The sequence below is a fragment of the Luteibacter sp. RCC_6_2 genome (assembly GCF_041360655.1).
GTDB lineage: Bacteria > Pseudomonadota > Gammaproteobacteria > Xanthomonadales > Rhodanobacteraceae > Luteibacter.
In genome coordinates this window covers 1-784 of record NZ_JBFUPQ010000033.1, presented here as the reverse complement: position 1 = coordinate 784, position 784 = coordinate 1, and the positions used below count along the sequence as shown (strand labels likewise).

The window sequence follows — 784 nt, the reverse complement described above, 5'->3', positions numbered from 1 at the left end:
GGCGATCTCAATCGGTCGATGCAACAGTTTGATTGAGTACCTCGGCAGGGCTCTGGAAGTCCAGCGTCTGCCGAGGTCGCTGGTTAAGTTCCTTGGCCACGGCGTTGAGCTGGGCCTGGGTGTAATGGCTCACGTCCTGGCCCTTGGGGAAGTACTGGCGAAGCAAGCCGTTGGTGTTTTCGTTGGATCCGCGTTGCCAGGGACTATGCGGGTCGCAGAAATAGATCTGCAGGTCGGTGGCCAGTTTGAAACGCTGGTGCTGGTACATCTCCGGACCGCGATCCCAGGTCAGCGAGCGCTTCAGCTCGGCCGGCAGCCGGCGGATGTGTTTGGCCACGGCATCCACGACGGTCGCACTGTCGCGAGCGGGAATTTTGATCAGCATCACGAAGCGTGATCGCCGCTCCACGAGCGTGACGATATGCGAGTGGATCGTGCCGGCTAGCAGGTCGCCTTCCCAGTGACCGGGTACCGCCCGGTCATTCGCTTCGGCGGGGCGCTGGCTGATCGTCAGGGCCTGGGCAATCAGGTTAGGGCCGCCCTTGCGGCCCTTGCCGTGACGCCCCTGCGCCTGCGGGTAACGGACCGATCGCTGGGTGCGCAGATGCGCCAGGAGCTGCTTTTTAAGCACGCCGCGGGCCTGGATGAACAGGCTTCGATAAATGGTTTCGTGGGACACCCGCATACTGTCGTTGTCTGGATAGCGTCGGGCAAGCCATCCGCTGATCTGCTGGGGTGCCCAGCGATGGGCCAGCTTGTGGGCGACCACGCGACGAAGGGCGCC

The 784-nt window shown here is 63.1% G+C and carries 1 protein-coding gene; it reads right to left on the bottom strand.

Features of this window, described 5'->3' with window-relative positions:
- Positions 1–7 precede the first annotated feature (7 nt).
- A partial coding sequence (locus tag AB6730_RS18840; protein ID WP_371025120.1) for an IS30 family transposase occupies positions 8–784 on the bottom strand: 777 nt, incomplete at its 5' end.